Annotated in this window: 25 protein-coding genes; 10 read left to right on the top strand and 15 right to left on the bottom strand. The window is 43.2% G+C overall.

Translation table 11 applies throughout. The features are described from left to right. Positions 1-104 precede the first annotated feature (104 nt). Complete coding sequence (locus C3420_RS00875) at positions 105-980, top strand: EamA family transporter (RefSeq protein WP_048881790.1); 876 nt, start codon at positions 105-107, stop codon at positions 978-980. Between the two features lie 245 nt (positions 981-1,225). Beyond that, complete coding sequence (locus tag C3420_RS00870; protein ID WP_103799821.1) at positions 1,226-2,104, top strand: EamA family transporter; 879 nt, start codon at positions 1,226-1,228, stop codon at positions 2,102-2,104. Positions 2,105-2,169: 65 nt separating this feature from the next. On the opposite strand, the gene C3420_RS00865 is transcribed toward C3420_RS00870, so the two are convergent. The 3 genes from C3420_RS00865 to truB form a co-directional block, all read right to left on the bottom strand. Continuing rightward, positions 2,170-2,637 carry a hemerythrin domain-containing protein gene (locus tag C3420_RS00865; RefSeq protein ID WP_004809925.1) on the bottom strand — a complete coding sequence of 156 codons (468 nt, stop codon included), beginning with the start codon at positions 2,635-2,637 and terminating at the stop codon, positions 2,170-2,172. Positions 2,638-2,763: 126 nt separating this feature from the next. Continuing rightward, positions 2,764-3,531 (bottom strand): sulfite exporter TauE/SafE family protein, encoded by a 768-nt coding sequence (locus tag C3420_RS00860; protein ID WP_103799820.1) that lies wholly within the window; start codon positions 3,529-3,531, stop codon positions 2,764-2,766. Between the two features lie 22 nt (positions 3,532-3,553). Next, entirely contained in the window at positions 3,554-4,459 is a 906-nt protein-coding gene (truB, locus tag C3420_RS00855) for a tRNA pseudouridine(55) synthase TruB (protein ID WP_103799819.1), read from the bottom strand. A 156-nt stretch (positions 4,460-4,615) separates the two neighbouring features. Between truB and C3420_RS00850 the strand changes: the two genes are divergently transcribed. The 6 genes from C3420_RS00850 to C3420_RS17540 all read left to right on the top strand — a co-directional run bounded on the left by C3420_RS00850 (position 4,616) and on the right by C3420_RS17540 (position 9,328). After that, positions 4,616-5,647: a lipase secretion chaperone gene (locus C3420_RS00850; RefSeq protein ID WP_103799818.1), complete on the top strand. Its 1,032-nt coding sequence runs from the start codon at positions 4,616-4,618 to the stop codon at positions 5,645-5,647. 396 nt (positions 5,648-6,043) lie between these two features. Continuing rightward, positions 6,044-7,054: a lipase family alpha/beta hydrolase gene (locus C3420_RS00845; RefSeq protein ID WP_103799817.1), complete on the top strand. Its 1,011-nt coding sequence runs from the start codon at positions 6,044-6,046 to the stop codon at positions 7,052-7,054. Positions 7,055-7,320: 266 nt separating this feature from the next. After that, positions 7,321-8,289: a lipase family alpha/beta hydrolase gene (locus C3420_RS00840; RefSeq protein WP_071319818.1), complete on the top strand. Its 969-nt coding sequence runs from the start codon at positions 7,321-7,323 to the stop codon at positions 8,287-8,289. Positions 8,290-8,358: 69 nt separating this feature from the next. Continuing rightward, complete coding sequence (locus tag C3420_RS00835; protein ID WP_103799816.1) at positions 8,359-8,556, top strand: hypothetical protein; 198 nt, start codon at positions 8,359-8,361, stop codon at positions 8,554-8,556. A gap of 28 nt (positions 8,557-8,584) precedes the next feature. Beyond that, positions 8,585-8,821, top strand: coding sequence for a hypothetical protein (locus tag C3420_RS00830; protein WP_103799815.1), 237 nt, complete (start codon positions 8,585-8,587; stop codon positions 8,819-8,821). 282 nt (positions 8,822-9,103) lie between these two features. Then, entirely contained in the window at positions 9,104-9,328 is a 225-nt protein-coding gene (locus C3420_RS17540) for a hypothetical protein (RefSeq protein ID WP_228152925.1), read from the top strand. A 66-nt stretch (positions 9,329-9,394) separates the two neighbouring features. Here C3420_RS17540 and rplS read toward each other — a convergent pair whose 3' ends face one another. From rplS to ispH, 12 genes are all read right to left on the bottom strand, one after another. Next, positions 9,395-9,766, bottom strand: a complete 372-nt coding sequence (gene rplS / locus C3420_RS00820) for a 50S ribosomal protein L19 (RefSeq protein WP_004787066.1) — start codon at positions 9,764-9,766, stop codon at positions 9,395-9,397. A gap of 174 nt (positions 9,767-9,940) precedes the next feature. Next, positions 9,941-10,690, bottom strand: a complete 750-nt coding sequence (gene trmD, locus C3420_RS00815; RefSeq protein ID WP_103799814.1) for a tRNA (guanosine(37)-N1)-methyltransferase TrmD — start codon at positions 10,688-10,690, stop codon at positions 9,941-9,943. 26 nt (positions 10,691-10,716) lie between these two features. After that, positions 10,717-11,262, bottom strand: a complete 546-nt coding sequence (rimM, locus tag C3420_RS00810) for a ribosome maturation factor RimM (protein WP_103799813.1) — start codon at positions 11,260-11,262, stop codon at positions 10,717-10,719. A gap of 21 nt (positions 11,263-11,283) precedes the next feature. After that, positions 11,284-11,541, bottom strand: coding sequence for a 30S ribosomal protein S16 (gene rpsP / locus C3420_RS00805; protein WP_004826436.1), 258 nt, complete (start codon positions 11,539-11,541; stop codon positions 11,284-11,286). A 142-nt stretch (positions 11,542-11,683) separates the two neighbouring features. Beyond that, complete coding sequence (locus C3420_RS00800) at positions 11,684-12,172, bottom strand: type IV pilin protein (RefSeq protein WP_103799812.1); 489 nt, start codon at positions 12,170-12,172, stop codon at positions 11,684-11,686. Continuing rightward, complete coding sequence (locus C3420_RS00795) at positions 12,166-12,585, bottom strand: type IV pilin protein (protein ID WP_416202838.1); 420 nt, start codon at positions 12,583-12,585, stop codon at positions 12,166-12,168. Before C3420_RS00795 ends, C3420_RS00800 begins: the two co-directional genes overlap by 7 nt. Positions 12,586-12,783: 198 nt before the next feature. Continuing rightward, positions 12,784-16,698, bottom strand: a complete 3,915-nt coding sequence (locus C3420_RS00790; protein ID WP_103799811.1) for a pilus assembly protein — start codon at positions 16,696-16,698, stop codon at positions 12,784-12,786. A 15-nt stretch (positions 16,699-16,713) separates the two neighbouring features. Continuing rightward, entirely contained in the window at positions 16,714-17,496 is a 783-nt protein-coding gene (locus C3420_RS00785; RefSeq protein ID WP_228152924.1) for a pilus assembly PilX family protein, read from the bottom strand. Then, positions 17,493-18,665, bottom strand: a complete 1,173-nt coding sequence (locus tag C3420_RS00780; protein WP_103799810.1) for a PilW family protein — start codon at positions 18,663-18,665, stop codon at positions 17,493-17,495. The genes C3420_RS00785 and C3420_RS00780 overlap by 4 nt, the downstream gene beginning before the upstream one ends. 1 nt (position 18,666) lies before the next feature. Next, a complete protein-coding gene (pilV, locus tag C3420_RS00775) occupies positions 18,667-19,176 on the bottom strand; it encodes a type IV pilus modification protein PilV (protein WP_171294427.1) in 510 nt (169 codons plus the stop codon). Beyond that, positions 19,173-19,622 carry a pilus assembly FimT family protein gene (locus C3420_RS00770; protein ID WP_103799808.1) on the bottom strand — a complete coding sequence of 150 codons (450 nt, stop codon included), beginning with the start codon at positions 19,620-19,622 and terminating at the stop codon, positions 19,173-19,175. Before C3420_RS00770 ends, pilV begins: the two co-directional genes overlap by 4 nt. 161 nt (positions 19,623-19,783) lie before the next feature. Continuing rightward, positions 19,784-20,734 (bottom strand): 4-hydroxy-3-methylbut-2-enyl diphosphate reductase, encoded by a 951-nt coding sequence (gene ispH / locus C3420_RS00765; RefSeq protein WP_103799807.1) that lies wholly within the window; start codon positions 20,732-20,734, stop codon positions 19,784-19,786. A 135-nt stretch (positions 20,735-20,869) separates the two neighbouring features. Here ispH and gmk point away from each other — a divergent pair, with 135 nt between their 5' ends. Together gmk and rpoZ are read left to right on the top strand one after the other, a co-directional pair. Beyond that, entirely contained in the window at positions 20,870-21,493 is a 624-nt protein-coding gene (gmk, locus tag C3420_RS00760) for a guanylate kinase (RefSeq protein ID WP_103799806.1), read from the top strand. A gap of 74 nt (positions 21,494-21,567) precedes the next feature. Then, positions 21,568-21,849 carry a DNA-directed RNA polymerase subunit omega gene (rpoZ, locus tag C3420_RS00755; RefSeq protein ID WP_004896248.1) on the top strand — a complete coding sequence of 94 codons (282 nt, stop codon included), beginning with the start codon at positions 21,568-21,570 and terminating at the stop codon, positions 21,847-21,849. Positions 21,850-21,920 lie beyond the last annotated feature (71 nt).

Here is a 21,920-nt window from a genome sequence, read left to right as displayed (position 1 = left end):
GCAGGCTTCGGTCTGCGGTTTTTTTATTTTTTAGGGATTTATTTTCCCTGAGTACAGTCCGCTCCTGTGCGCAGTATTCGATTACTTCGAAGCCAAATTTAGTCATGCCAGATTTTAAAATTGCACCGATGGTGCAAGCGCCACTGATTTTGCTGATCGCCATGATCAGCATGCAAAGCAGTGGTTCCTTTGCCAAATATCTGTTTGGCCAGTTCCCGATTCTGACAGTTTCAGCCATGCGCCTACTCTTAGGTGCAGCCGTGTTGGCGTTGATTTTTAAAATCTGGCAAATCAATTTCCGTCAGGTGAAATGGTCAGCGATTATCAGTTATGGCTTAGCGCTGGCTGGCATGAATATGCTGTTCTATCTGGCGATTGATCGCCTGCCACTTGGTATTGCAGTTTCTTTTGAATTTATTGGGCCACTCAGTGTGGCGCTTTTTCATGCCCGGCAGAAGTTTGATTTTATCTGGGTCGGACTGGCAATTCTAGGGCTGGTGCTGCTGTTTCCCTTTGATCAGGCCGCACAGCCGCTTGATCCGATTGGTATTCTATTTGCCTTGAGTGCAGGTGCCTGCTGGGCACTGTATATCGTCGCGGGACAGAAGCCTTCCGGGGTTTCCGGCAACCATACCGTGTGCTTAGGCATGTTTGTCGGTATGCTGGTACTGATGCCAATTGCACTCTTTGCAGGAATGCCAGCTCATACTTTCGAACCGATCAGCCTGATGTACTTTTTAGCTCTGGCAATATTGGCCAGTGCACTGCCCTTTACCCTGGAAATGATTGCACTTAGAAATTTAACCGCTTTGAGTTTTGGAACCTTGATGAGTCTGGAACCTGCAATTGCAGCATTTTCCGGTTTTATCTTTTTGGGTGAAACTTTATTGTGGACCCAATGGCTGGCACTAGGCACAATCATTAGCGCTTCAATTGGCTGCACGGTGACCATGCAAAAGCGCAAAAATAAAAATATTTAAATCATTAATTATTTTGTACTGTAGGAATTTTTAAATTCAAAGTTTTGCGCAGTGATTTTTACACTTTGAATTTAAAATTTTCTGGTCATTTATGGAGCTTAAAAATTTAAATTCATTTGCTTTAAATTTAAGGCAACGGTTCACAAAATATTCTCTCCGCCTACTCATCAAAAATTAGCCAGTTTGCTATAATCTGCCTTTCTCCCTGACCTGAATTCTGTGCCTGCCTGGCATATCAAACTCCCATGCCAAACGCCCAACTCCTTGCTGTGTTGTACATGGTTTTATCCATGACTTCATACCAGATCAGTGCATCCTTTGCGAAGCAATTATTTACTGTACTGGACCCGCTGACAGTAACCATTTTGCGTCTATGTTTTGCCGCCATTATTGTCTGTGTGATGTTCCGTTCCTGGAAAATTATCTCGCGACTGCCCTATCTCAAATGGAAAGATTTACTCTGCTACAGTGCAGCACTGGGCCTGATGAATATCCTGTTTTATATGTCACTGGGCAGACTGCCTCAAGGGATTGCAGTCGGCCTGGAATTTGTAGGACCGCTAGGGCTGGCACTGTTATCGATTAAAAATCGCAGTGATTATATCTGGGTAATTCTGGCCATTTTAGGAATCGCATTGATGGTGCCATGGGGACAAGCTGCCAATCATCAGTTTGACCTGCTGGGTGCTGCCTGTGCATTAGGTGCTGGTCTATGCTGGGCCTTCTATATTTTCTTTGGTCAGCGTGTGGTACAGCAGAATATGGGTATGCATGCCCTGACCATTGCCATCAGTATTTCTGCGCTATGTTTACTTCCATTCGGACTATATCACAATGCTGCAGCAGTCCTCGATACCCAACATTGGGGCAAAGCCATTACCATTGCAATTCTGGCAACAGCAATTCCCTATGCACTGGATCTGAAAGCACTTAAACAGCTGAACAAGATGAGCTATGGCACCCTGTCCAGCCTTTCTCCTGCGCTGGCAGCCTTAACCGGTTTTATCCTGCTTGATGAACGTATCGGCGTATTACAATGGATTGCTTTGGCCTGTATTATGCTGGCTTCCGTCGGGGTCACATTGCGTGCTGCACGTCAGGCCAGAAAGGCAAAAACAGCTTAAATATCTCTTAAAAAAGATGGCTGTTCAGCCATCTTTTTTTGCAATATAGTTTTTGAATTTAAAACTTAACTTTGTACCAGCATGTCTTTTTTCATGTCTTTATAACGCTGATATTCATTCTTGTACTGCACAGCTAAAGCGGTCTTTTGCTCTTCTCCAAGAATTTTACCTGCCTGCTGAAAGAAGCCATGTTCTTCTTCTTTTAAGTGATGATGAACCTTTTCTGAAAGTCTTTTGGCAATCGCAATCCAGCCCGGATTACTAAATTCGGTTGCAGTCAGCTCTTCAATCATCTCATCCATTTCATGATGTTCTGCCAAGGCATGACGGGTAATATTCAATCCCGAATCAGTCATCATCAATGGAATATAGAAATAGCGGTCTTCTGCAGTTTCATGGGCAAAGAGTTCGTTTTTAAGCTGCTTGAACAACTCACGGCGTTCTGCCGTATCCCCGGAAGTTTGTAATAGTTTTTCAGCGAGATCACGCTGAATTTCATGACTTTCCCTGAGTGCTTCAAAAATGGTGGTCATGTAATTTTTCTCCTGTTTTTGTCATGCCTTTTTGCATCATAAAGAGGAAATGGCAAGGGTTCAGGAGGTTTTATAAGTAGAAATTGTATAAAAAACTTTAATATCGAGAATGGTTTACATCTATTTTTAAATCAAAAACATCTGATAAGCCATCCGGCAGATCAGCAAACTGACCAATATGAGAAACAGAATCCGGATAAAACCACTGCCATATTTAAAGGCCAGTTTCACCCCAACAATCGAGCCTGCAATATTCGCCACCGCCATCATGGCACCGACCATAAACAGCACATGACCTGTTGGAATAAAGAAACTCAGTGCAGCCAGATTCGTAGTGAAATTGGCAATTTTCGAAAGTGCTGACGCATGTAAAAAATCCACGCTCAGATAACGGATAAAGAAAAATATAAAGAAACTGCCCGTGCCCGGACCAAAAATTCCGTCATAAAACCCGATCATCAAGCTACCAATGGCAGCGAACATCAGCATTTTCCGTGTCAATTTTTGCTCGACATGTACCCGGCCGAACTGTTTTTCCATGAAAGTATAGACCGCGATCACGATCAGCATGACCAGCACAAAAGGCTTGAGAATATCGACCGGAATTAGCGTGACACTGGCCGCGCCAGCAAAAGAACTGATATAGCTACATAAGGCAACCACGCCGAGCAAAGCCCACGGCAATTTTACCTGTCGCAAATAGGAAAGTGCCGCAGAGGCAGTGCCAAAAATGGAAGCCAGCTTATTGGTGCCGAACACGGTCGCTGGCTGCAGATACGGTAGGCTGCTCATAATCGCTGGAATCTGGATCAGACCACCACCACCAACGGCGGCATCAATTGCCCCTGCCATAAAGGCAAAGCCAATCAGACTGATGATGATCTCGATGTCCATCTCAACTTTCTCTTAATATTTACTAGAGATTTAACACACGCTTCGGCACCAGACGCTTACGATCGGTAATTTCTGCCAAGCCCAGACATTTCTCACCCTCAAATACCAGCACTTGTGGCTCTGCCGGATGGTCAATATTACTTTCCATACCATGGCTAAAATATTCAGCACGGCCTTCTGGGGCTTGAACCTGCGGAAAATGCTGCACTGGCGCATAAGCCGGTAGCAATAAAGCTTCACGCTCTTCTTCGCTCAGGCTTTCCAGATATTCAATGGTATAACTTGGAATGATGTCAAAATGACCCGTTTGCGTACGATGCAAATAAGTCAGATGACCATAAGTACCCAATGCCTTGGCAATATCTTCACCCAGTACACGGATATACGTGCCTTTAGAACAGGTCACGTCCAGCGTGATGCTATTTTCAGTAAAAGATAAAAGTTCGATGGCATAAATGGTAATTGGACGCGCTTCACGCTCAATTTCAATACCTTTACGCGCCAGCTCATACAGCGGACGACCTTCTTTTTTAAGCGCTGAATACATCGGTGGTACTTGCTGGATTTCCCCAACAAATTGGGCAATCGTATCCTTGATTAGCTGTTCATTCAGTTCAGGAACAGCTTGTTCAAGCAGGATTTCCCCCTCGACATCACCGGTAGTCGTGCTATGACCTAGAAAAATAGTCGTTTGATAACGTTTGGTGGAATCCAGCAGATAATGCGAAAACTTGGTCGCTTCTCCCAGACAGACTGGCAATAAACCAGATGCCAATGGATCCAGCGCACCTGTGTGTCCGGCTTTTTGCGCACGATACAGCCAGCGTACTTTTTGCAGTGCAGCATTTGAGCTGATGCCTAGAGGCTTATTTAACAGGAACACACCGCTGATATGACGACGCTGAATTTTAGGAGATGAAGATTTCATGGCAAAAAATCAGACAATTTTTAAGTTGGCGCAATGGTAAAACCCTGGTCAATGTTTTACAACTTTTCTATGCTATTCAATCTGTATTTATGGCATATTGAGCCGATTCATTTCTTGATAATAATTGAAGAAAAACAAAATAAAGGTGCATAGGACATGCAGAAATATAAAATATGGATCATTGTTGCTTTAGTGATCCTGTGTCTGGTCACGCTGTTACTGTGGCTTTCCCCTCAGGATGAAAAGCAGACTTCGAATGAACCAGATAGCGCTCAGCCAGCCATGCTAGATACAGAAGCAAACGCCCTGAATGTCAGTGCCCAGAACAATACTTTTTTTGCCAGCGCCAGCCAGCAGGATACCGAAATCAACTGTAAGATGCAGCTGGATAGCAGTAATCGCCTGATCGTGAATGAACAGACCCGCAACTGTTTTGAATATTTCATTACGCAGTACGGTGAAAAAACCATTGAACAGATTCAGCAGGACTTTAAGACCTATATTTCTCAGAACCACAAAGAGCCTGCCCTGTCCCAGATTCTGGATCTGTGGGATCGTTATATGCAGTATCGTCAAAGTCTTGGTGAAATAACCCCACCTGCCGGTCTGAATCAGGAAGATCCTGCCTATTACCGCAATATCTATACCAGCACCCAGAATCTGCGTAAACGATTTTTCTCTAATTATGAAATTGAAGGACTGTTTGGTACCGAAGATACTTATCATGAATATACGCTGGACCGCATGGCAGTTCTGGCAGATAAGAACTTAAGTGAAACTGAAAAAGCACAGAAACTGAAAGAACTATTTCAGCAGTTACCGGAAGATTGGCAGGAAAATCTGGAGCAGTTAAATAAATTAGAAGATTTACGTAAACTGACCGCAGATATTAAAGCGCGTGGTGGCTCGACTGAAGAAATCCGCCAGATGCGTTTAAATCTGGTTGGCCCTGAAGCCACACAACGTCTGGAAAATCTGGATAGTAAACGCACGAGCTGGAAGTCCAGTGTGACCAGCTATTTAAATGAGCGTGATAGCATCATGCAAAGCGGCCTGAATGACAGTGCCAAGCAAAAAGCAGTTCAAAAGCTACGTGCGCAGCATTTCAAAAAACCGGAAGAGCGCCTACGTGTAGAAACTTTTGAACAGATACATGATCAGGGAGGTAAGCTACCCTTTGCAGATTAAGCCTGAAAGCCATCACCTGTTGATGGCTTTTTTATCACTGCTATTTGGACAATTTTGTACTTGAACTTCAAGGAGCTACTTCTATGATTGTTTCAAAATATTTTCTTTTACATAAATTTACTTAAGCAAATTATAAATATTTCAAAGACTTTTTATTTAAATACATGTGTATATAAAAAATACACTTAAAATTAAACTTCCTTCTGTCAAACATGTCCCCAAATGACATGGTTTTAGACAGCTAAAATGAAAAAATACCGCTACTTACAAAGAAAAATGGCTCAGCCACTCAAGGCTAAGACTGTATTTTATTTTAAAACGTCTGATGGTGTGGGCTACATCACTCTAGAAAAGCAATGATTGCTTGAATAACGATAAAATTAAAAAGGGACGGTTATGCGTACTTTCAACAAGACAGCACAGTTACTGACTGTGACTTTAGCAGCGGCTTTGGGCTTAAGCTTTGCTGCACAAACCCAGGCAGCGGCAAGTGCCACACAAGTCATCGAAAAGACCAAGTCCGATTATGCCAAAACCAAATATCCGATCTTGATGGTACATGGCTGGCTAGGCTGGTCACGCATTAGTACCGATAGTATCGGACTGGATTACTGGTATCAGATTCTGCCGGATATGGCTCGTAATGGCTCGACCGTATTTGCTGCACAATTGTCTCCGGCAAATACCACGATGCATCGCGGTGAACAACTGATTCATCAGGTTGAAGATGTTCTGGCCATTACCGGCAAGAAAAAACTGAACTTGATTGGTCATTCCCATGGTGGGCCGACGGTACTCTATGTTGCAGCGACCCAACCGCAGTATATCGCTTCGATTACCGGCGTGGCAGGCACCTACCACGGTTCCAAAGTCGCAGATGATATCCAGAACAATAGCCTGAGCCGTACTGCCTTCAACATTCTAGGTGATTATATTGTTGGACCTTTGATTGCACTCGGTCAGTTGAAGCCGGAACTGGAAATTGATTTTGATGCCTCCATGAAATCTCTGACCCAGACCGGATCTAATACCTTTAATGCCAGCGTGGCACAGCAAATGGTGAAAGATGGTGTACTGGCTTCCACCGAAAACTGCAATAAAAATTTAAAACAGCAAGACAGCAAAGGCATTCATTACTATTCCTGGACAGGCGTAGCCCAAGCTACCAATGCTCTGGATATTGATACGATCCTGATGCAGTTAGGTCCTTTATCATATGACAATAAAGACAATGATGGCATGGTGTCACGTTGTAGCGCGTTCATGGGTAAAGTCATCCATGACCAGTACAAACTTAACCATACTGATCTGGCCAATATGATGTTTGGTCTAAAAGGGATGTTTGCACCAGATCCGGTTGCTCTCTATCGCCAGCACGCCAACCGACTCAAATTACAGGGCTTATAACGCGAGTGCCTATATTTCCAGTGAAATATGGGCTTTTTTTCTGATTCTTTTTTATTTGGCTTATCCGTGATCTGAAAGCTGTAATGGAAAAATAATAGATCACTTAAGTTTTTGCTGCGGGTTTCCCGATTGGCTGACCCTTATTTTTTAATCAAGCACCACCTTTATAGCCGTAACAGCATAGAAAACTGAGTTCCTGCGATAAGGGAACTTTGCACAACGGGATGAGGATCATCCGGTTAAAACAACAAAGTGAGGAAAATATAATGAAATGTAGAGTACTAATCACTGGTCTGCTGCTGGCGGGTTCATGTCTCAGCACTCAGGCATCCACCCAAGCCAGTCAGGTCACTGCAAAAGCCAGCTCCAGCTATGCGAAAACCAAATATCCAATTGTTTTTGCACATGGCATGGCGGGCTTTATTCAGATCGGTACCGATCAGTTTGGCTTAGATTACTGGTACCAAATTCTGCCAGATCTGGCGCGTAACGGCGCCAATGTCTGGGCAACCCGTGTTTCACCATTCAATTCCTCCGAAATCCGCGGTGAACAACTTCAACATCAAGTTGAAGAAATTCTGGCGATTACCGGTGCAGAAAAAGTTAACTTGATTGGTCATTCTCACGGCGGTCCAACCATTCGCTATGTCGCAGGTGTAGCACCTGCTCTGGTTGCTTCTCTGACTTCAGTCGGCGCACCACATAAAGGTTCCCCTGTTGCAGACCTGATCCTGCAAGCAGAAGGAACACCTGTACAAGGTCCTTTAGTAGGGGGAATCAATCTGGTATCTAAAGCCATTACTTGGGCACAAGGTCTGGATCCAAACAGTTTCCCACATGACTCTCTGGCGGGTGGCAGCAGTCTAACCTTGGCAGGATCTGCAAAATTTAATCAGAAATATCCAATTGGTATGCCAACTACAGCTTGTGGTGAAGGTGCCTATCAACAGAAAGGCATTTACAACTATTCATTCACAGGTGTTGGTCAAGTCACGAACCAGCTTGATCCTGATTCAGCACTTAAAGTCACTGCCCTGCTCATTGATGGTGGCAAAGAAAATGATGGGCTGGTATCACGCTGTAGCGCCAAGTTCGGTAAAACCATTCGTGATAATTACAACTGGAACCATCTGGATGAAGTGAATATGGTGCTTGGCTTGAAAAACCTGTTTGCTCCAGATCCGGTGGATGTTTACCGTCAACATGCCAACCGGTTAAAACTACAAGGCTTATAAAGCAATTTGTATGATCAGCCCTAGTCAACATGAGTAGGGCTTTTTCATATCTTCTTAAAATGGAGCTTTATGAAACTTAATATTGCATTGATGCTGTTAGCCATGACATCAACCTTGAAGGTTCAAACCAACACCTCTCCTCTCCAACAGGCAGAAACAAAATTTATCATATCAAGCTATGCAAAAACCCAATATCCGATTGTCTTTGCACATGGACTTCTCGGCTTTAATCGCTTAGCAACAGAAAATTTAGCAATGGATTATTGATACCAAATCCTGCCTGATTTGGCACGAAATGGTTCCACCGCTTTTGCAATACGTATGTCCCCATTTAAGCGAATTACGTGGCGAGCAATATGTGGCTCAACTTCATAAAGTCCTAGCCATTAGAAGTACGAAAAAACTCAATTTAATTGGCTATAGCCATGGTGCACATGCGGTACGTTATGCTGTGGGTGTGATGCCTAAGCGAACTGTCTCTGTACTAACGGTAGGCGGTGCCAATCAAGGCACGGTTGTTGTATCTATCTGATGTGATGAATCTAGCAAATAGTACAGGCACTGCTGAACTACTGAATGTACTGATTAATCCCTTCGGAAATGTACTGATGTGGGCATAAGGACTAGATGGGCAAACGTTCCCATACAGCGCATTGGCAGCCGGTCATAGCACTTCTATGGAAGGAACAGCCGAATTTAACCAACATTTTAATACGGGACTATTCTTAAAGAAATGTGGTGAAGGAAAATATCAAGAGCACTATATTCAATCACCGGTAATCAGCCTACAACCAATGCTTTAGATATCAGTGATGTGGTCATCAAAGCCTTAAATAGATTATCTGCCTATAAAGAAGGTGCCAATGATGGTATCGTATCGATGTGTATTGCAAAATTTGGTAAAACTATCCGTGATGATTATCCATGGAATCATTTAGATGAAATTAACTTGATGTTTGGCATCAAAGGGACTTTTGCGCCGGATCCTGTCAATGTTTACAGCCAACATGCCAACCGTTTAGAACTGCAAGGTTTATAAACCTAAAATTCAGACATAAAAAATGCGCCGAAAGGCGCATTTTTTTGCTTGGAAGCAAGGTTAAAATTAACCTTGTTTACGAGCTGGCAACTTTTCACGAATACGTGCAGCTTTACCAGAAAGTTCACGTAGGTAGTAAAGTTTAGCACGACGAACATCACCACGACGTTTCACTTCAATCTTAGCAACGATTGGAGAGTGAGTTTGGAATACACGCTCAACGCCAACACCGCTAGAAATTTTACGTACTGTGAACGCAGAGTTCAGACCACGGTTTTTCTTAGCGATTACAACGCCTTCAAACGCCTGTAGACGTTCACGGTCGCCTTCTTTTACTTTTACTTGGACAACTACTGTGTCACCTGGTGCAAAAGCTGGGATGTCTTGTTTAAGCTGAGCATTTTCAACAGCTTGAACTAAAGGATGCTTACCGCTCATGGGGTATCTCCAATATTGTGGGTCAGAAGAGGTCTGATATCCACTGGGGCTAGAGGCTAAAGCGCATAGACCCGATTGACTTTCCCTTTATGCTTGACCGCTTCAATGCATAAAGAGTCTATTTAAGTGTGGCAAAAAAGCGAAGCTTCTTGCCTTTTGCGCTCGGAGAATAAATTAAGATCTATTTCCTTGCAAATCTTTTAGCCATTTTTTTTGTTGCTTTGTCAGTTCGACTTGTTCGACCAATTCAGGTCGACGTTCAAGCGTACGCTGATAACGCTGCAAAAAACGCCATTTTTCAATATTGGCATGATGTCCCGATTTTAAAACGTCTGGCACATCCATACCCTCAAAATGGTCTGGCTTGGTATATTGTGGGCAATCTAAAAGACCATCCACAAATGAGTCTTGCACATGGGATTGTTCATCCGACATCGCACCCGGAAGTCTCCGGATAATACTGTCCAATAAAACCATCGCAGGGAGTTCACCACCCGACAACACGTAATCTCCAATCGACCATTCCTGATCAACATATTTCTGGATCAAACGCTCATCGACACCTTCATAACGTCCGCACAATACAATTAGTCCGTCATATTTAACGAAGTCCTGTACCGCAGGTTCATTTAAGGTTTTTCCTTGCGGTGACATATATACCACAGGAACATGAACTGCACCCGCTTGCGTTGCAAGCTCTTTGGCGCGATGAATTGCTTTCGCTAATGGCTCAGCCATCATCACCATACCGGGACCACCACCAAATGGGCGCTCATCCACCCGTTTGTAATTCCCTTCAGCAAATTCGCGTGGATTGATGCAATGAATTTGCATCAAATCACGTTGTGCTGCGCGCCCGCTAATACCGAAACGTGTAATCGCTTCAAACATTTCAGGAAAAAGCGTAATGACTGCAAAAAACATCGCAGACTCCCGTGTTTCCAAAAATGTTAGTAGTCTACGCCCCAATTGACATAGATACGACCCGCTTCGAGATCAACGCGTTGTACCACATCTTTATGCCATGGAATCATTCGCTCTTCGCCATTAACGCTATCAGCAGTAGCGCGAACTACCATCACGTCGTTGGCACCTGTTTCAAACATTTCGTGGATTTGACCGAGATTGACTTCCTGTTCATCATCCAAACCTAATACGATTAAGCCTTTCAAATCTGACCAGTAATACTCGTCCACGCCTGGTTGAGGCAGTTGCGATTTTGAAATCCAGACATTTGCACCAACCAATTCGTCCGCCCCAGTGCGGTCAACCACACCTTTCAGCGAAACAACCAAGCCTTTGCCATGCGGTTTCCAACGTTTTACATCAACAATTTGCCAACCTGCTTTGGTCTCAATGTACCAAGGCAGATAGTCAAATATGTTGCTCATAGGTTCTGTATTGGAATAGACCCAGAGCCACCCATTTAATCCATATGCTGAACGTAGCTGTCCAATCTGAATACGATCTTCGGGAACATTCTGTGTTGGTGTCATGGGCTACTTGCTACCTTAAAATTAAGCAGCAGCTGCAGCTTTCTTAGCTTGAGCAGCTAGAGAAGCAACACGTTCAGAAGGTTGAGCACCTTGAGAAACCCAGTGAGCAAAACGGTCAGCATCTAAACGAAGTTTTTCTGCTTTACCTTGAGCTGTAGGGTTGAAGAAACCGATACGTTCGATGAAACGACCGTCACGTGCATTACGGCTATCAGTCACAATGATTTGATAGAACGGACGTTTTTTAGCACCACCGCGTGCAAGACGAATAACAACCATGATAGAACCTTATAGTTTTTACGGATTATCCCTGCATCGACCATCGACACATTTCAAACCCCTTTCATAGAGGGCAGTATTTTACGTGAATTTTGCCCTGAATGAAAGATCAAAAGTTGGTTATCCACAATTTTGAATTTAGTTAGCGTCCGTCCCAGTTTGATATGGCAGATGGAGTACATGCTGTACCAGAATTATCTGTACCTTGGGTCCAACAACGCTCACCTTTAAAATTTAAACCAATATGGCCATCACGATATTGTGTTGCAGTCGAAATTGGTGTTGCAATCAAGACCCATCTTTCAGAACCTAAAGGTGTCGTATTTTTTACACTCCCATCTGTATCAATCCATTTTAAAGCTACTGTATAAAGAGGAGTTCCTTGTTCCGGATAGGCTGCTTTAATCCCGAAATCATTAGCAACTGCGCCTTTTACCTTAAAATTTGCAATTTTATAACGCTGTATCTGGGAAGCAATCTGCAGCATACTTGCCTGCATCTCCGTTCTTTTTGTTTTACGCACGTGTTGTTGATAGGAGGGATAAGCAATTGCAGCCAGAATACCAATAATAGCAACAACTATCATCAGCTCAATAAGCGTGAATGCTCGTTGATAAGTTTGCATTACCATGTTTCCGCTCCCGTGCCACAACTAGCATCATCTGCTCCTTTAATATTGTCCTCGATATTGTCATAAGATTTATTTTTACACTGTATGCCTGTACTCGTCATGAGAAAACTATAATTGCTATCATCTGCATTTTCAGCAACAATCACCCAACTTTGCCCTGCAACATTAGAGTCTGTAAGGGCTTTAGTCGGTTCAAGTCCATCGGTTACCGTAAAGCTGGCATAACCATTGATAGTCTTTGCTGCCAAGTTATAGCCAAGATAGTTGAAATTGCGTGATTTCCACCGTTCTAGCTCACTGGCAATACGCTGTACTTCTTGCTGTGCCTGTGCTGCTTGAGCTTTACGAACTTGGGCTTGATAGCTTGGGATAGCGATTGCAGCAAAGATTGCCACAATCACAACCACAACCATAAGTTCAATGAGCGTAAAACCTGAACAACGATAAATAAAACTTTTACGTTTTGCTTCGACTTGCGGAATATATTCCTTATTTGCGGTTGTACTAAATAATAATCCATACTTCGAGTGAGCTAAATGAAGCTCCCGCAAAACCATGCTTGAGCTTAAACGAGTAATATTTTCAATCCGTTTTTGCATACCCCCCCCCCTTTATTGCAGTTTTTCATACCAGCGTTGTGGAATTAGGCAAATTTTAGTCTGTTCACCTGTACCTCCACCCAGCGGAGTATATGCCGCACGACTACCTGTGCTTAGACAATAGTTACTAGCACTTGTATCTCCTACTGCTGGTGGATTATCTGGGTCTGGTGTGATTGCATCGGCTGGCTCATCACCTCGAATAGTCACGGTATGAATCCCTGCTCCCAATTTGGTTTTATCACAATCTGCACCCACGCAGGTTGAGCTATTGCCTGCATCTGCAATAGCACACTGTCCAAACGGCATACAGAAGCGGTTAAGGAAACTATCACCTTTGACCCCTGCACCACAGTCGCCTGAAATCCCGTCTTTACTACCGTCATATGTGGATACATATAACCGATAGTTCATGACAAGTGGTGTACCAAAGACTTTTTCACTTTGCAGTTGATCGGACTGGAATTTATAGAACCAGCCTTTTCCAGTATAAGGTGCGACCAGTGTTGTATTTACATTACGGTTCGTATCGGTGACCTCTCCCATTTGGGCTTTGGTGACGCTATCGGTTTTGATAGTGTAGCTACCATACAAATTTTTGTCTGCCACATCTTTATCATAGACATTATAAATTGCGTCATGGTCATAACCTTCTGTACCATCGGTGTAGTCTTGCAATGGCGAACTACGATTACCACTACCAATAGATATTACTGCAAAAGTTGTACCTTTTTCACTATATAGTGAGAATGAGGGTGCATCATAGAAACGAGGGCGTTTACCTGCTGTTGTATCTGTATTCAGGTCAATGATACGCTGTACTCGGGTTGCAAATCTGCCCAATGTTGCAGCTTTATTATTCAAATCCACCCGGAACACTTGACCGCCCAAATCACCAAAATACAGATGATCGACCAAATCATCACCATCTCTATCGACTGTACGGATTTCACTCACCACACTATATTTCAGGTTGTTATCATTTGTGCCGATTGTACCGCTATCAGTGTCCGTATCGCTTGTGGTTGCATTGGCATTTGCCCACCAAAGTAAACTACCAGCATCGATACCTTCGGCACTAAACATATATACGCCTGCACCTTTTTTGCTGTCAGTCTGGTCGTAATTATGTGCTTCATAGCCACTATCGTACCCCCCCCCGACAAACATCACCAATTTGCGAGTACCGCCCCAGTTTACATAAGCAAGATTTGGTTTAGACCAGCTTTGCCCCATACAAGCCAGTGGATTGCTATTGCTACATGATGTATAGGGGGCTGTCGGATTGATATTAAATTTGAGTGCTGGACTGTCGATATCGGATAAATCCAGACCATAATAGCCACGTCCGCCCATACGCAGACCACCGACCGCCAGCTGTTTACCTTTGAGTGAGTTTTTACCTGTACCTGTGGTGAGGTAGCCTAAATCATCAATTACATATTCGGTATGTAATGTCCATGCACCATCTACGCCATAGAATAGGTTATTCATACCGCCACTGGTTGCGGTTGAGGTTAAAAATGCCTGTTTCTGGTTTTCAATCATTTCATTGGGAACAAAGGCAAATTTTTCCTCACCTGTTGAAGCATCGACCACGTGCAGTAAACCTTGTGTTGTACCAAACAAGACATAATCTTCTCGTCCAGTTGAGGTAATTTTTTTCGTGCTTGAGTTATAGCCGATTTTACCTTTATTGGTGACCAATACAGGAGTTGAGTGCATGACTGCACCGATTTGGCGCAGGTCTGCTGTGGCTGCCGCCAAAGTGGTTATGGTAATATTGGCAGGTGTTTCCGCATCAGCTACACTAATTGGATAGCCAAGCAAGCTCATGAGATAACCACGATTTGGGTCATCGCTGTAGGTATTGATATAGTCAAGATTGACTGTACGCAAGGTATCATTGCTGCTGCTAAAGGCTGTACCGGTACGAACACGGTTAGTGAGCAATTTACGCTGTATTGTGCCATTGGCAGCGGTACGAAGTTTGAGCTGCGACCATACACCGCCTTGTTGTGCATATTTGATACTACCATAGGTATTTACATCAGCATCTTGAACTGTATCATCTACATCAGGCGACCAATAGTCATAGTTAGCAATGATTCGACCTTTGTTATCAATAATATTATTACTTTTTTTATCCTTTAAAACCCCTGTGCTGCTGACGAGGTACTTTTTCAGATTACCGACCCAAAGTCTATAAGGTTTTTCAGGCGTTGGCTGGAATTGTGGATAATAGGCTTTATTCTGCAAGATGGAAGGGTTTAAAGCATCTTGTGGAATGGTCGGTGAACCTGTGGTGACTGCAGGAATTTCAGTCGCAAGGTCGCCGAGGAATGCGTTTACACTATCGACAATATCCCTTGGCTCTGAACCACTGTAATAGCCACCCTCCCCCAAAATTCCCCATTTTGCAGTATTTTTGACATCTACGGCAGCAGTTCCGCTAATAGAGGTATCGGTAATCTTTTTAAGTCTTGCAGCTTGCGTTTCAAGAGTTTTGACTTCTGTTTTATAGTCAGGCAGACCCTCAAACATAGAACCAAAACCGACTACTGCGGTTTTAATTTTAACCTTTTTAAAAATCGGGGCAGGGGTATCATTATAGTTATTATTTAACAATGATACGGCAAAATTACTGATACATCGCCAGCCACCCGTATATGCACCACCATCCAAGTAACTGGTATTTCCCGTACAGGAATAATTACTATCACTCAATGCCTGACGGATTAATACCTGAGCATTGGCTTCATTGCTTCCCGTCCCTGTACGTGGTTCACCATCAGTTAATACATAAATCCCTGTACCACTACAACTTTTTGAACTGACTGGTTGAGCCAATTCATCTCGAACAGATTGAGGGGCTAAAAAGTTATTGGTATTACTCGGGTTCTTGGTACTATCACTTGAAGCAGCAAAACCACTATTTGTTCCTGTTCTTGTGGTTGTTCCCATCAAGTAAGCTGCGGTATCCACATATGTAGTCGCTGTGGGGGTATAGTTTGTCCAGTTATTATCCAGATTCATACCAATACCACCAGATGCTGGTTCATTGGTAATCGCATCAATCAACCATTGACGATGTGTTTGGGTTACACTCCTAGAGTAGGTAACTGTAGTTGAAGTTCCACTGCCAGAGCTAGAAGGCGTATATCCAGCCACTAAGCTATTAAAAGTATTAAGTTTATTCGTTGCATTGCTTCCACTAGGTATATAAGCTATCCATGTCGTACATGTCCCATCAGGGGTCATTACCGAACATACTTTGTAAGTATAGTTACTGGTGCTATTCCCTATAAGTTGATACTCTTGTTTTGAATGCGTAACACTTGCATCTAAACGTCTGGCAGGCACCATCACTCGCCCACTATTACTCGTTCCTGTACGATTTCCCGAGTAATCCGATAACCCGATGATTAAGTCATCTGCCAATCTTGTTATATTTTCCGTTGCGTTACCATACAATAAGTCATACATCCCATCTTTTAGTCGCGTAATACGGTCGTAGCAACGATATGAACTACCTGAAAGGGTACATACATCTTTGACTTTTACACCACTTCTGACCGTGGAATTTGCATTACTCAATGCGACAGTACAATATTGGCGAATATAGGGTCTTGCGGTTGTTGCTGTTTCATAACCAGTATTTGAAGATGCGCTGACACTACCAATATCACAAGCACTGCTCCCGCCACCAGTGACAGATAAGCCCTTACGATTGGCAAACATACTTCCCGAAGTATCCAGCATAAACATCAGGGTAATCGTACCGCTCTGGGCTTCCTGATAAATATCAATATCACTGGCTTGGGTAACACTGCTTGCCACCATTGCCGTACACAGCGCTGCAATACTGGCAGCCAGCAAGTTCTGACGATAGACTTTATTTATCATGACTTTTGCTATCTTTTTCATCTTGTCGACTCCCGGTTATACAAAGTCTTGCGTAATCACATATTCAGTGACGTGTGACACAAAAGGAACATTCAAATTCGTCAAACATTGGGTTACACTTAAATCTGCGCCTGTCGCTGCGGTAACCCCATCGGGTATAGTGACTTCATTCATATGACTATTAAAACAGCCGGTAATGGCATCTGGATCTGCTTGGGTTAAAGTCGGCATCACTGACACCGCAAATACTTTGACAGGTTTGCTACGTTGAAATTTGATGCTTTCTTCATCAGAACCAAAAATCGAACCAAAAAATGGGTCATTATTGGCTTGCGTAGAAAACTTGACTGCTACTTGGGTCATGACCGCTTTACGCCCACTAGTAAAAAAGTTAGTGGTACTGGCTTTGGCGCTACAGTATCCGTCTTCCCCTAAAGTATTATTTTTGGGTTTTGTCCCCGATACCCATTCCATCAGACTGGCTTTGCTAATATCAAAAAAATTTGACTGATCACCGCGGAAGCAAAATACCAGCTCTTTATCTTTATTAGTCGCCCCATCAATATAACCAAACATCCCACTGGCAGATAATGCCTGAATCAAGTTGCTTTCTTTTTCTACATTAAAAAATGCTGCATCAGAGTTTTGCATTAACAATTGCTGCGCTTGGCTGTTAGTCGCAACCCCTAAAGATACAAGCCCCTGACGGATTGCCATCGTACCTATAATGGTAATCGCGAGCAGTAAAATCATCACTACAATTAAGGTTGCCCCTTGTTGCCCATAGCGTGAGACATGATAAATAGCCATTTTTTTCATTCTGACGCCCCTCTTGTACCAAAGGTATTGCGCAATGCAACGGTTTGTGACACCACTTGGCGCACATATTTCGAACTGCCTGCGGCTGGCGTTTTTACCGTGACCTCCTTATCCAAAACCTGAAATTTCTGGTCATCTTTAATCATGCTGTCACGGCCTACGGTTTGTGACGAACGAATTAATGCGCCCAACTGCACAGATAGAATGCGTGGTTTTGTGCCTGTCAGTTTCATATAGTCATCAATCGAGATATAACGAAAGTTTGTGCCGTTTTGTATGCCGAGCAAGACATGGAAATAGTCCACACGCTTTAAAATAATTTGACTCTTGTCATTAAAACCTGTGATTGCTGTTGGAGAGCCAGTATCGGAGTAATAACCTGCATCACAAGCAAGAGCAAGCGAAGCATTCGGTTCGTTGCCAATTTTGGTATCTTCACGTAAAAAATAACGCTGTACGATAATGTTGTAATCTTGCGTACCCGAAGCTACTTTTGCCACTTCAATCCGATTGCCCTCACAGTCAAAACCGCCAAACAGTTTGTCTGCATCATCTGGGTCTTGCACATATTGCGGTCTATACTGAATTACCAATTGGTCGCTGAGTTCGGTATTGACATTAGATAAACCTGTATTGCCTTGGGATAATAAAATCAAAGGTATATCCGTACCTGTTCCTTTGGTCATATCTGCTTTTACGTTTACAAGCAGATTGGGAGAAAGTGTCGTAACTGCTGGTGAACCTGCTGTTGTCGTTTTTGCATTGGCTGTTGAAGTCAGTACAATACCACCGCCCACGGTTTCATCATTTATCCCTGAACTTTTAGTATTTAGATTGCTTAGACGAATATCTTTAACAATATAATTCAAGCCGAAATTGGCATTATCTTGTAAATCTGCTGAACCTTGCTGTAAGGAATAGCTTTTTTGACCCGTCAAAAATAATAGCATTGCTGCAGCGATAATAATCAAACCCAAAGCAAGAGTAATCATCAATTCAATTAGGGTAAAGCCTTGTTGAGGATTAGAAAATCTCCCCTTGCGGAATACATTCCCTACCTTTACAAAGGGAGACTTTTCACAAACTCTATACTGAGTATGATTCGCAACGCTACCCTCTTTGAAAAAGAGGGTTTGGGAGAGATTTAAAAATTCTTGAGGTTTATTCATCTTAATAAACCTCCATAATCAAACAGGTCGAGGTCGTAACATACGCTGCCCCATTGGTACAGTTGCCAGCATCAGCACCATCAGTAGCTGCAGTATCACCCCACGCCACATAAACACAATAACGATCATCACTATTACCCTGACATGGCATATTGCTCATCGTCATACCCATATCTTGTGCTTTTTGGGACACCTGCTTAACATCATAAGCAGCAAGCTCACTAATAGTACAATCCGTTGTGGCGCAGTCAGTAGTATCTGCGATTTGCTTTGCGGCAGTGCCTTTCAATAAGTCTTCATAGGTGTCAATCGCTCCACGATTGACCCGAATCCGTTCTGCCATATCTCGTGCAATATTAATCGCTTGCACCCGATAACCACTTTCTGTAGTGGCTTCTACTGCACGATACTGCAATGTAATAAAACCGAGCACACCAATAGCAAGCACGAGCAGCGCCACCAAGACTTCCATTAAGCCGACACCACGCTGATGCATATTCATTGTATTCATGAGCATGTCCCCTCAACCACGCTGATTGCCCCCATGAGTGAAACATTAATTTCTTTAGAGATGTTGCCACCGCTTTTACTGCAAACCACAAAAGGTTGATTTTCAATATCGGCAGCGTGATCTTTCACTGCTCCGCTCAACTGAAAGGTAATACTCACTGGAGAACCTGATGCCAAAACAGCCTCACCTCTGGGCAACCAATAGCGTGTTGCTGCAGTATCTGCGGTTTGGTGGGTTTTGCTTAAATCAACAGTCACCTCTCTACGTTCTAATACAGCCGTAGAGCGTGCTGCGCTCAAGGTAGCAACCAAATCTTGCGTACTTCTGTTAAGATTTTGTTTAAGCAGCAAATTACCAAAAGAAGGAGCAGCCATTCCAGCAATAATCGCCAGAACCGCCATCGTCACCATCAGCTCAATTAATGTAAATCCTTTTACTTTTTGCATCCTGCCCTCAAACCAGCGAAACTTTACCTCATTAAAAATAGTATCTAATTAGATTACAAAACCCACACAAATAGAGATGAATGGCATAAAAAAACAGATAACTGCAAAAATCAGTTATCTGTTTTTTTAAATTACAAATCAGGTGATAAGTGTGCCACATCTTAAGCTTGAGTGACTGGAATACGTAACTCTTTGGGTAGGCTAAATGTAATATTCTCTTCTCGTCCATCCAACTCTTTAGGCGCTTGTGCACCCCACTCCTGTAAACGCTGAATGACTTGTTTAATCAGAATTTCCGGTGCAGATGCTCCTGCTGTTACCCCAATCTGGACATTTCCTGCAAACCATTCCTGCTTGAGCTCATCTGCATTATCGACCAGATAAGCTGCCTTCCCCATACGCTCCGCCAGTTCACGCAAACGGTTTGAATTGGATGAGTTCGGTGATCCTACGACTAGCACGACATCACAACGTTCAGCTAAGTCACGTACAGCATCCTGACGATTTTGAGTGGCATAGCAAATATCGTCTTTACGTGGGCCTTGAATCAGCGGAAATTTCTGGCGAAGCGCATCAATGACTTTCGCTGTATCGTCAATCGACAAAGTCGTTTGGGTCACAAAAGCGACTTTCTCAGGATTGCGAACTGTTAAAGCGGCAACATCCTCTTCATCTTCAACCAGATAAATGTCACCGCCATTATTTTTATCATATTGCCCCATGGTGCCTTCAACTTCTGGGTGGCCCTCATGACCAATTAGAATCGCTTCCACCCCTTCGCGGGCATATTTGGTCACTTCAATATGTACTTTAGTGACTAGAGGACAGGTCGCATCAAAAACTTTTAAACCACGGCGTTCGGCTTCCTGTTGTACAGCCTTAGACACACCATGTGCACTGAAAATCACGATATTGTCATCTGGCACTTCATCTAGCTCATCGACAAAGATCGCACCACGTTGACGTAAATCATCTACGACAAATTTGTTATGTACCACTTCATGACGCACATAAATGGGTGGATTAAAGCATTCTAGGGCACGGTTCACGATCGCAATGGCACGATCCACACCGGCACAGAAACCACGCGGGTTAGCTAAAACAATTTCCATAGAAATCCTCAATACTCACTCAATTTATGGCGCTACAATTGAAATAAATGTAAAACAATCGACATACAACTATTTAGTTTAAAGCCGGTCTACTCTAAAATAGAGAAGATATTTTATCATATCAGGAAAAATATCATGTCGGGTCTCTTGTTTGTCGTTTCTGCAGCGTCTGGAACGGGCAAAACATCCCTCGTTAAAGCATTACTTGAACGCGTCAACAATCTTCATGTTTCTGTTTCTCATACGACACGCGGTCAACGACCTGGCGAACTCGATGGTGTGCATTACCACTTCTCTACCAAAGAAGATTTTCTCAATCTGGTCAATGAAGGTGGCTTTATTGAATATGCTGAAGTCTTTGGTAACTATTATGGTACTGCGCAAGCGACTGTAAAAGAACAACTGGCCAAAGGTCATGATGTCCTGCTCGAGATTGACTGGCAGGGTGCACAGCAGGTCCGTCGCTTATTTCCTGAATCCAAACAAATTTTCATTTTGCCGCCGAGTCAGTTTGACTTGCGTCAACGTCTATCTAACCGCGGTACAGATTCTGTTGACGTGATTGAGCATCGTTTGAGCTGTGCGGTAGAAGATATGCAGCAATATGTGAACTTTGATTATGTCATTATCAATGATGACTTCAACAAAGCGCTGCATGATCTGGAAGCCGTGATTATTGCCAACCGATTGGTACTTCATCAACAAGCGAATCGTCATGAAAAACTGATTCAGGCTTTAATTACGCCAAGCGAAGAGTGATTAAAACTTGAGTCTACAGGCAAAGCCTTTTATACTTCGCAGTCTGTTAAAATATTATTCAAACGAGAATTCTTATGGCACGCGTAACCGTTGAAGATTGTTTAGACCATGTAGACAACCGCTTTGAGCTTGTACTAGTGGCAAGCAAACGCGCGCGTCAATTGGCACGTCAAGGCATTGAACCAACTGTAGAATGGGACAATGACAAGCCAACCGTTGTTGCTCTACGTGAAATTGCAGTAGGTCATGTATCTAAAGACATCCTGAAACAACGTGATCAGGACTACCAGACTTCTAGTCTAGACCTTGCACTTTCAGCAAATAACCTGAATCTGGACGGTTTTTCTTTCCAATAAGAAACCTTTCCCATAAAAAGCCTAGTTTTCAACTAGGCTTTTTTTGTTTTGTGACTTTTATATTCTGTCTA

It is taken from the genome of Acinetobacter sp. ACNIH3 (assembly GCF_002918965.1).
GTDB lineage: Bacteria > Pseudomonadota > Gammaproteobacteria > Pseudomonadales > Moraxellaceae > Acinetobacter > Acinetobacter schindleri.
The sequence above is the reverse complement of the archived record's forward strand: the minus strand, read 5'-3'. Positions and strand labels throughout refer to the sequence as shown.

Coding starts and splice junctions, on each gene's coding strand:
- C3420_RS00835 (WP_103799816.1), top strand. CDS start 8,359: ATGAAACTTAATATTGCATTGATGCTGTTAGCCATGACATCAACCTTG.
- C3420_RS00850 (WP_103799818.1), top strand. CDS start 4,616: ATGCAGAAATATAAAATATGGATCATTGTTGCTTTAGTGATCCTGTGT.
- gmk (WP_103799806.1), top strand. CDS start 20,870: ATGTCGGGTCTCTTGTTTGTCGTTTCTGCAGCGTCTGGAACGGGCAAA.
- C3420_RS00800 (WP_103799812.1), bottom strand. CDS start 12,172: ATGGTAATGCAAACTTATCAACGAGCATTCACGCTTATTGAGCTGATG.
- rplS (WP_004787066.1), bottom strand. CDS start 9,766: ATGAGCGGTAAGCATCCTTTAGTTCAAGCTGTTGAAAATGCTCAGCTT.
- C3420_RS00830 (WP_103799815.1), top strand. CDS start 8,585: ATGGTTCCACCGCTTTTGCAATACGTATGTCCCCATTTAAGCGAATTA.
- rpoZ (WP_004896248.1), top strand. CDS start 21,568: ATGGCACGCGTAACCGTTGAAGATTGTTTAGACCATGTAGACAACCGC.
- pilV (WP_171294427.1), bottom strand. CDS start 19,176: ATGAATACAATGAATATGCATCAGCGTGGTGTCGGCTTAATGGAAGTC.
- C3420_RS00790 (WP_103799811.1), bottom strand. CDS start 16,698: ATGAAAAAGATAGCAAAAGTCATGATAAATAAAGTCTATCGTCAGAAC.
- C3420_RS00780 (WP_103799810.1), bottom strand. CDS start 18,665: ATGAATAAACCTCAAGAATTTTTAAATCTCTCCCAAACCCTCTTTTTC.
- C3420_RS00875 (WP_048881790.1), top strand. CDS start 105: ATGCCAGATTTTAAAATTGCACCGATGGTGCAAGCGCCACTGATTTTG.
- C3420_RS00845 (WP_103799817.1), top strand. CDS start 6,044: ATGCGTACTTTCAACAAGACAGCACAGTTACTGACTGTGACTTTAGCA.
- C3420_RS00865 (WP_004809925.1), bottom strand. CDS start 2,637: ATGACCACCATTTTTGAAGCACTCAGGGAAAGTCATGAAATTCAGCGT.
- truB (WP_103799819.1), bottom strand. CDS start 4,459: ATGAAATCTTCATCTCCTAAAATTCAGCGTCGTCATATCAGCGGTGTG.
- C3420_RS00770 (WP_103799808.1), bottom strand. CDS start 19,622: ATGCAAAAAGTAAAAGGATTTACATTAATTGAGCTGATGGTGACGATG.
- rimM (WP_103799813.1), bottom strand. CDS start 11,262: ATGACACCAACACAGAATGTTCCCGAAGATCGTATTCAGATTGGACAG.
- C3420_RS00870 (WP_103799821.1), top strand. CDS start 1,226: ATGCCAAACGCCCAACTCCTTGCTGTGTTGTACATGGTTTTATCCATG.
- C3420_RS00860 (WP_103799820.1), bottom strand. CDS start 3,531: ATGGACATCGAGATCATCATCAGTCTGATTGGCTTTGCCTTTATGGCA.
- C3420_RS00840 (WP_071319818.1), top strand. CDS start 7,321: ATGAAATGTAGAGTACTAATCACTGGTCTGCTGCTGGCGGGTTCATGT.
- rpsP (WP_004826436.1), bottom strand. CDS start 11,541: ATGGTTGTTATTCGTCTTGCACGCGGTGGTGCTAAAAAACGTCCGTTC.
- trmD (WP_103799814.1), bottom strand. CDS start 10,690: ATGTTTTTTGCAGTCATTACGCTTTTTCCTGAAATGTTTGAAGCGATT.
- C3420_RS00785 (WP_228152924.1), bottom strand. CDS start 17,496: ATGAAAAAAATGGCTATTTATCATGTCTCACGCTATGGGCAACAAGGG.
- C3420_RS00795 (WP_416202838.1), bottom strand. CDS start 12,585: ATGGTTGTGGTTGTGATTGTGGCAATCTTTGCTGCAATCGCTATCCCA.
- ispH (WP_103799807.1), bottom strand. CDS start 20,734: ATGGAAATTGTTTTAGCTAACCCGCGTGGTTTCTGTGCCGGTGTGGAT.